This window comes from Chamaesiphon sp. OTE_8_metabat_110 (assembly GCF_031382685.1).
In the GTDB taxonomy this organism is placed as follows: domain Bacteria; phylum Cyanobacteriota; class Cyanobacteriia; order Cyanobacteriales; family Chamaesiphonaceae; genus Chamaesiphon.
The window spans coordinates 1-8,325 of sequence record NZ_JANMZA010000190.1 but is presented as its reverse complement, the minus strand read 5'-3'; the positions used below and the strand labels follow the sequence as shown (position 1 = coordinate 8,325).

Here is an 8,325-nt window from a genome sequence, read left to right as displayed (position 1 = left end):
ATGTGGGAAAGCCGCATTCGGCGAGAGAATGATGAATTTCTCAACTAAACCAGTCAGGGTTGGTGAATCATTGAGGCTGTAAAGTGTATCAAGAGTACCAGCATTCGAGCCGACAATCAGAATTTGACGATCGGGTTGTTGTGCTAAAGACTGACAGATCCGATCGAGATTTGACTCGAGTGATGGCTCGTACATGTTATCGATGTAGCAGAGATTAGCTGCCTCATCATTTACTCTTTCAAAGGCGACATTTGGGGGACTACCGATCGCGAGTACCAATTTTTTAGTAGCAAAGTAAGCCCCAGCTTCGACATTAATGTTCATCAGATCGCGATCGACATCCAATACATCCGTGGTGACTAGATCGATCTCGATTAAGCCTTTACTAACTGCATCTGTTATTAAGCTGGCGACACGTTGTTTGAGATAGAGTCCAAATATTTGGCGCGGAATAAATAAGTCATCCCAGCGACCGTCCATAATATCCGCCTGATTGGTTTGCAACCATTTAGTTGCTAATTCACCCGCATCATCTGTTTGCGGCGCGAATAACCAGTCGCGGTTGGCATTCAACCAATCCGTAAAATGCGCGCGTTCGATCGGTTGAGGCAGGAATTCGATCAGTGGTGAGATTAATAAGCAGCTTTGTCCAGATCTATTACCGTAAGGAATTCCCGTCCAGAACTCGCCCGACTTTTCCGTAACGATAATTTTGACAGGCTGAAAGTCGTCAGCATTTTCGCTCGTACTATTGCGCTGCTCAAGTAGCTCTAAATAATGAATTAGGGTATACGCCGATGAGATGCCCGCACCGATAATTGCTAGGTCGTAACATTTTCCAGATGTTAATTGCTCCGCTGGTAAATTGGTCTGGACAACTAAATTTGAATATTGCATGATAGACGTTACTGAAAGATCGATGAAAATTTAGATTTGTCTACGATATGTCTCAATTTAGATCCAATCAATTACCTGGCTAATCCAGAATAACCTAGCAATCTTCTTTACAATATGTAAAATACATCTAATTTGGAGCGCGATTTTTTGAGACGATCGCCTCTGATTAAATCTAATATACTCTTGTTGCTGTTACTTGATATCCGCTAAATCAATGATGTTGGTGGCTCTTTCGTACTTATGGCGATCGTTTGGAGGGGATAGGGGATAGGGGATAGGGGAATTAAATTGCCAAGTTTGATATCTGGCAATACTTTTTTCACCAACAGATCGAGAGATCTCTTATTTCTCGATGCTCAAGTTGGGCGGCTCGCGGAACTTAATTACTTTGGCAGGATTGCCGACGACAGTGGCAAAATCGGGGACATCTCTAATTACCACCGCCCCGGCACCGACCGTACACCAGCGCCCAATCTGAATGCTCGGAATCACAACCGCGCCAGCGCCAATATGCGTCCCTGCGCCCACTCGGACGTGACCGCACAGAGTCGCATGTGGGGACACATGGGCGTAATCCCCGATCGAGTTATCATGGTCGATACTAGCGGCGGTATTAACTAATACATGCGCGCCGACTTCGGCTCCAGCTTGAACGATCGCACCTTGTAAGATGACCGTACCCACCCCAATCTTGGCTTTGGCAGAGATAATCGCACTACCATGAATTGCCGTGCCGTAATTTGCCGTAATTAATTCTGCCAGCTCGGCACGGCGTTGATTGTTGCCGACACTAATAATCAAGGGTGCATCCAATTCGGGAAAACCCATTCCCAATAACCGAATCCCATCGCGGATCTCCATCCCCTTGAATTTAGCATCCGGGGGGTTGTCATCAAACATGCCAATCACTTCGATATCTAGGCTGTTGAGGATGTCGGTAATGACCTTGGAGTGCCCACCAGCCCCATACAAATACGTGTATTTAGTAGCCACCATATAATCTTTAATTTAATTGAGAATTGAGAATTAAGAATTGGGTTTTAGAGGATGTCTAAAAAGATATCTCATAGTCGTCACATAAAAGATATCGCGTAGGGTGGACATTTCTCACCAGCTAGGTTTCAGTTGTAATCTATTTTATAAATAATTGCACCTAACCTACTTATAACTCTAATAATGTATCCACCCAAGCAGGTGCCTTGGGCAGCGAATTACCCAGCTTTTCAAACATCAGTAGTGCCACCAGATGCACGACAAAAACATAGACAAAATTACTCACTAACACCAGCGCGATCGCCAGCACTTGAATTACTGGTAAACTCGGCTCGGCTAAGATCCCGACTTGCACGAACAGCCATTCACAAAAGTCGCGCATCCTGAGCATCAGGTAGACCCACAAATCTTCACCCAATAACACCGAAGTCAACCAAAACCGGAAGAAAACCCCCAGGCAATCTACCATCGCCCCTAGTGAAATCGAGGTCAGCCAGCTAGTCCGCCGCCGCCAACAGGCTCCCAATTGTACGCCCATCATCCCATATGGAATCACAAAAGAAATACTCCGCGTCGGCCCCATTAATACCGTTAGTAGTAAACCCGAAACTAGGGCTGTCATCCAGCCAGCGCGACGACCCCACCGTAAATAAATTAACGCGATCGGAATGGGAAAGAATACTCTAAATACTGGCACAGCAGGCAAGTAATAACTTAATAACCACAGTAGGCTGGTCGCGCTAGCCAAGAACGCAGTTTCTACCAACACAATGGGAGGGTTCGCGTTAGCGGTGCGATTCTCCACGGGAGAGGGCTTTGTGCCAACGACACTCGATTGGGGTCGTTCGGGAGGAGATTGATGCTCGGGGTGAGATGCCAAAGGATTACCTCGATCGCCTGCACGATCGGCTAAATGAGTTATATTAGAGAGTAAGTCTTTTACACTTGTTAGTTCTAATTGTAGATCGACTGACTGCGAATCTAAATAGTTGAACACTCGATCGCATTGAATTATCAAGTCGAGTTACTCAATACTGTGGTGGATCGAAACTCAGCACAAACCCCCATAATTCAGACACGCATGATCGCAAACACTGTAGATATCGCCGAGCCGATCGATCTCGATCCCGATCGCATTGAGATTCGGAACGTGCGAGAAGATGAAATACATTGCGTAGCTGATATTATTACGAGAAGTTTTCACTTCGATCGGGGCTGGATGGGGTGGTTTACACCCCTATTCAAACTAGGGATTGCCGAAGACCTCCGCCATCGTCTGCGCACTCACCCGGCTAGTAACAGCACCAGCGCCAAACCCCAGCAACAAGTTTGCTCGATTGCCTCATACACAGAGCTAGGAAAGTCACGCGTCATCGGCACGATCGAAGTTGGGATCAGGAATGCTAACTATCGTCAATCAACACATCATCGTTATGTCTACATCTCGAATCTCGCCGTCAGCCGCGATTTTCGACGGCGTGGTGTCGCTCAAAAGCTCCTCCTCAACTGCGAGGAATTAACCAAGTCTTGGGGCTTTACTGAAATCCATCTGCATGTGATGGGCGATAACGAACGCGGTCGCAATTTATATCAGAAATTAGGCTATGAAGTCATCTCGACAGAGTTAGTCTGGTCGTTTATTCCCTGGCATCGCCCAGAACGACTATTTTTGTGCAAACAACTCTAATTAGTACTCTACGGCGTAAATCTAGTTACTATTTCGAGAAGAGATGGGAGCGAAAAGCCGCTTAGGATCTGTAGGTTGGGTTGCGGATGCGCGCTCTGGAGGTTTCCTCAAGATTGAGCGCACCAAGCAGAAGAATGAAACCCAACACACTCACCTACCTACAATCGGGGTAATAATGTAATCGAGGCAAAAATATCGACATCCTACTCTCAGCAGTCATCACATTACATCAGCTAATTTGCTGAATTAATTATTTCCATCTGGAAGCGATCGACATCCAGCAGGGACTAGGTTTGAGTTTCATCAACAAACTGTATCATCAATTACAAAAATTTAGCTACTAAATGCTAGATGATGCGATTGTACTTAGCGGATTTAGCCTAATTTCCGACCAAAGTCGATCGATCTTATTCAATTAATCTCAAATTAAGAGTAAATTTAAGTAGCATATTCTTAAAGTTCGAGATTTAGTAGAGAACATAGATGTTAAAAATTCAGACAGCTCAGAAATTATTCCCGATCCTCGCGCTGGCTGGATGCCTGGTTGCAGTTGCGCCCCTGGTTACTAGAGCCGACAGTTTGCCGGGATTTACTTTATTTAGCGGTGTCGATCCCTCAAATCAACTTAGTTATCGCTTAGACTCCGGATACCGCAATACAACCGACCGCTACAGCCTCAAACTTCCAGGCTCAAAAATCAATCGGCTCGGTGCTGCCCAGATTCAAATTACTTATCCCGATTACTACAAAGGTAAGTTTGATGACAAGGCGATTGAAGTGTTTGCTGGCGGTAAATCTATTCCCGTGGAATCAGTCGAATGGAATCGTGAAAATCAAACCATCCAAATCGACCTAGCCAAACGTCTCAAAACCAAGGGTGAGATTGAAGTTGTCTTGAACAACGTTCAAAATCCCGATGGTGGCGGTATGTACTACTTCACTTGTCAGGTGAAAAGTAGTGCGGAGTTTCCAGTCGCTCGATATGTTGGTACCTGGATTTTGAGTATCGAATAAATATCTATCGATTGTCTTCAGCATTGAGTTTGGAACGGTCGTCGATGCTCATTCTCCAGCGGCTACGCCAACGACAGTAAACGTAGATCTAAATAAATACTTGCAGCGATTTGGCTATTTTTGAGCTGAGTCGCTGTTGTTTGTGCGCCAGTGGGAGATAAAGATCTGAGTTGCGTTTTTAGGAGCCGCTATGTGGATCTACTTACGTTCTGGCTCCCGATTGCCGCTTTGAGGTACATCTGCGCTCGCATCCCAGTTGTTTAGCCCTTAAATCGGAAAATGTCAAATAAAATATTTTGCTAGTGAGGGATTTGGAGGCAAAGGTGGGAATGATATGCTTAGCGGTTGCAAAGAGTAATCTCGTTGGCGTAGCCTCTGGAGAGAGAGAATCGCCAAAAATTTTACAGACAACAGTAGAGTCTAAATTTTTCATACCTAAATTTTGTCGAGTACCCCCAGAAAAGTCTATGCCGAGTAAATCCTTGTACAAATCAGCAGAATATGATGAGTCAGCTCCAGAGCTGGAGCTAGGGGGCATAGATTTGGATGAAGAGAGTCTGCGTACCTCTTTGCCCGAACTGTTTGATGAAGAAGATCTCGACAGCACCGCCGTTCCCGCTGCTGCGAAAAATATCTATTACAGCAAAGATCTCGTGCGGATCTACCTCCAAGAAATTGGGAAAGTGCGCCTACTGCTGCGGGACGAAGAGATCTCTGAAGCCAAAGTCGTCCAGCGCTACGTCCAGTTGCTAGAATTACGCAATCATGCTGCCGAGCAAACCAAATTAGGGCAGAGTAACGATTTGGTAATCTTACACTATGTCGAAGCGATCGAGATTCACGATCGATTAACCGCCCAATTGGGACATCGCCCCTCCCTCGAACGCTGGGCGAGTACTGCGGGGATTTCCCTCGCCGAACTCAAGCCGAGATTGACCGCTGGCAAGCAAAGATGGGCAGAACTAGCTGGCATCACAGCTAGCGAAATTGATGCCCTTCAGTCGGCTGGTACCCGTGCCAAAGAGCATATGATCGAAGCCAATCTCCGGTTAGTGGTTTCGGTTGCCAAAAAATATCAAAATCGCGGCTTGGAACTGCTAGATCTGATTCAAGAAGGGACGATGGGTTTGGAGCGTGCCGTCGATAAATTCGACCCCACCAAGGGCTATCGGTTTAGTACCTATGCTTACTGGTGGATTCGCCAAGGGATTACTCGCGCCATCGCCACCCAGAGCCGAAATATCCGCCTCCCCGTCCACATCACCGAAAAGCTCAACAAGATCAAAAAAGTTCAACGCGAGCTGAGTCTGGCTACCGGACGCCCCCCACGCTTGGAGGAGGTCGCCAAGGCTCTAGACATGACGCTGGTACAATTGCAAGAAGTACTCATGCGCGTCCCGCGATCGGTATCATTGGATGTGAAAGTTGGTAAAGATCGGGATACCGAATTGGGAGATCTGCTCGAAGCTGACGAAGTGACTCCAGAACAACTACTGATGCGCGAATCGCTCCAAGGCGAACTCGTCCAACTGCTAGCCGATTTGACCGATCGAGAGCGGGAGGTAATCTGTCTGCGGTTTGGGCTAGGATACAATCAAGCGCACTCTCTAGCAGATATCGGACGAGTACTCGAACTCTCCCGCGAACGCGTCCGCCAAATCGAATCCAAAGCACTCCAAAAACTCCGTCAACCTAAACGCCGCAATCGCGTTCGGGACTACCTAGAATCGATGAATTAAAAATTTGAGTGAGGGTAATTCTCAAAATTGGGTAAGGGTAATTCATTGATTAGCCTCACCCAATTTTTAAAGCTACAAAAACGTAGGGTGGGCACTGCCCACCAACAATACCGAGCAGCAAAAATAAGGATTTAAGCTGTTTAATTGGATTGTATAAGACACGCTACACGATCGAGCAATATCTTCAACAATCGTTCGCGAAGTGTCTCTGCAAGAGAATCGAGACATATTTCATATTTAACAAATATTTTCATGACAAATAATAACTTACAAGCGCTCGAATACATTTAACACTTATCTAATTCGAGCGAATATATGTATGTGGGCAGTGCCCACCCTACAAAACTACAAAACTATTCTCTTATAAACAAGCGATCGAATATATTTAATATCAATTGAATTCGATCGATTACATGTTGGTGTGTCCTACTCATCCTAAAAAATTGCTCCAAAATTGAAATTTGTTAGCTAGGTAACTATTTGAATTCTCACTTTCGTTTATATTTTGACTCATACTGCCAATACTATGGTCAAAATTAACTATGAACCTCCCAGATATCGTGTCCGAACTCTTAGCCGCCAAGCAGCGACAAGGATTGAGCTTTGCCGATCTCGAAAAAATCTTAGGTCGAGATGAAGTCTGGATTGCGGCGGTGCTGTACAGACAAGCCGCTGCTTCGGAAGATGAGGCGAAGTTACTCGTTGAGGCCTTGGGACTGAGTGCTAATTATGTCGATCGATTGACCGAATATCCGATTAAAGGTTTAGGCCCGATCGTGCCGACAGATCCCTTTGTCTATCGGTTTTATGAGATTATCCAAGTCTATGGGTTTCCGCTCAAAAGTGTCATCCAAGAAAAGTTTGGCGATGGGATTATGAGCGCGATCGATTTTACGATGGATGTGGACAAAGAAGTCGATCCCAAGGGAGATCGAGTCAAACTTACCATGTCTGGGAAATTTTTGCCTTATAAAAAGTGGTAAAGCGGTTGTAACCCAGTTTGAATTACGCCGCCGAGCGCTCGATCGGATAATACAAGCCATAATTTTATTGTCTGAGATAACCGCTCCTAATCTAGTCGCCACGCTATCTAGAGCGATCCCCGCACAAATGTTCCTCAAGGAGAATAAAGCACAGAATTTTTTAAGCATTTAGGACACATTTTGCGCTATTTTACTGGGTATATTTAGTTTGTGTAGCATTGGGTTAACAAAGCTGTGAAAAGCGTGTATTTCTTGTGGTCATTGGTGACGGGTGTGGGGTTGATGGGTGTTCAGACTTTTGGCAATCCATTTAGCGATCGAGTTCAGTATCGAGTTGAGTATAGTGGTAAAGTCGGGAGTACATTGTGGGGGAGTTATACCATGACTCAGCACGATCGCTCTCGGACGAGTACTACAGAGCAGGCGATCGGGAAACTACCGCTGACAATTAATTTTACGACTGGTAAAAATATGACGATCTCGGCAAATGGTTCGACCACCGATCGAGAACCGATTGCCATCAAAATCTATAAGCATGGTGCAGAATGTAGTAATTCTAGTCGCACCGATCGAGCGGGGGTGACTAATACAATCGTCTGTAGGTAGGTCGATTGGCAACTAAAAGTCCACTCGATCGACTAATTTAATCGATAGTTTGAGATTTATATAGATTAAGAAGGGGTGCTAGCTAATTAGTTGTTAGTACTCCTTTTTAGTTTACTTAGAAGTTGTCGCTCGATCGATTAATCGCCGACACTGCTTTAACTTGGCGGGTGAAATCGATCTGCGCCATCTGACTAAATCCGTGCGGTTTGTCTGGATGTTTCTAATGACATCGATCGGTTGATAGCTGCCAGCCTGGGGAATGTAGCGTTGAAGTCGATCGTAGCGGATCTTTAATCAGTCTTTTTTAGTAGATAGAGATGAAGATTGTTTTTTGGCTTATCATCAAAAGGTCAGATTAAAGATCCGCTACGATCGACTTCAACGCTACATTCCCCAGGCTGGCAGC

The 8,325-nt window shown here is 45.5% G+C and carries 8 protein-coding genes; 5 read left to right on the top strand and 3 right to left on the bottom strand.

Annotated elements, in window-relative coordinates:
* The 3 genes from RMO52_RS06955 to RMO52_RS06945 all read right to left on the bottom strand — a co-directional run.
* The coding region (locus tag RMO52_RS06955) for an FAD/NAD(P)-binding protein (protein WP_310412218.1) at positions 1-897 on the bottom strand (897 nt) is incomplete at its 3' end.
* Between the two features lie 342 nt (positions 898-1,239).
* Positions 1,240-1,893: an acetyltransferase gene (locus tag RMO52_RS06950; RefSeq protein WP_310412215.1), complete on the bottom strand. Its 654-nt coding sequence runs from the start codon at positions 1,891-1,893 to the stop codon at positions 1,240-1,242.
* 166 nt (positions 1,894-2,059) lie between these two features.
* Complete coding sequence (locus RMO52_RS06945; RefSeq protein WP_310412211.1) at positions 2,060-2,887, bottom strand: DUF2232 domain-containing protein; 828 nt, start codon at positions 2,885-2,887, stop codon at positions 2,060-2,062.
* Positions 2,888-2,971: 84 nt separating this feature from the next.
* Between RMO52_RS06945 and RMO52_RS06940 the strand changes: the two genes are divergently transcribed.
* The 5 genes from RMO52_RS06940 (at position 2,972) to RMO52_RS06920 (ending at position 7,919) form a co-directional block, all read left to right on the top strand.
* Positions 2,972-3,577 (top strand): GNAT family N-acetyltransferase, encoded by a 606-nt coding sequence (locus RMO52_RS06940; protein WP_309745178.1) that lies wholly within the window; start codon positions 2,972-2,974, stop codon positions 3,575-3,577.
* 483 nt (positions 3,578-4,060) lie between these two features.
* Positions 4,061-4,591 (top strand): DUF2808 domain-containing protein, encoded by a 531-nt coding sequence (locus RMO52_RS06935; RefSeq protein ID WP_310412209.1) that lies wholly within the window; start codon positions 4,061-4,063, stop codon positions 4,589-4,591.
* 467 nt (positions 4,592-5,058) lie between these two features.
* Entirely contained in the window at positions 5,059-6,330 is a 1,272-nt protein-coding gene (gene sigC / locus RMO52_RS06930; protein ID WP_310412206.1) for an RNA polymerase sigma factor SigC, read from the top strand.
* Positions 6,331-6,872: 542 nt separating this feature from the next.
* The gene (cynS, locus tag RMO52_RS06925) at positions 6,873-7,313 is read left to right on the top strand and encodes a cyanase (protein ID WP_309737837.1); all 441 of its coding nucleotides are present in this window, start codon (positions 6,873-6,875) and stop codon (positions 7,311-7,313) included.
* A 234-nt stretch (positions 7,314-7,547) separates the two neighbouring features.
* Complete coding sequence (locus tag RMO52_RS06920) at positions 7,548-7,919, top strand: hypothetical protein (RefSeq protein ID WP_310412203.1); 372 nt, start codon at positions 7,548-7,550, stop codon at positions 7,917-7,919.
* The last annotated feature ends 406 nt before the right edge of the window (positions 7,920-8,325 follow it).

Coding starts and splice junctions, on each gene's coding strand:
- RMO52_RS06940 (WP_309745178.1), top strand. CDS start 2,972: ATGATCGCAAACACTGTAGATATCGCCGAGCCGATCGATCTCGATCCC.
- RMO52_RS06950 (WP_310412215.1), bottom strand. CDS start 1,893: ATGGTGGCTACTAAATACACGTATTTGTATGGGGCTGGTGGGCACTCC.
- RMO52_RS06935 (WP_310412209.1), top strand. CDS start 4,061: ATGTTAAAAATTCAGACAGCTCAGAAATTATTCCCGATCCTCGCGCTG.
- cynS (WP_309737837.1), top strand. CDS start 6,873: ATGAACCTCCCAGATATCGTGTCCGAACTCTTAGCCGCCAAGCAGCGA.
- sigC (WP_310412206.1), top strand. CDS start 5,059: ATGCCGAGTAAATCCTTGTACAAATCAGCAGAATATGATGAGTCAGCT.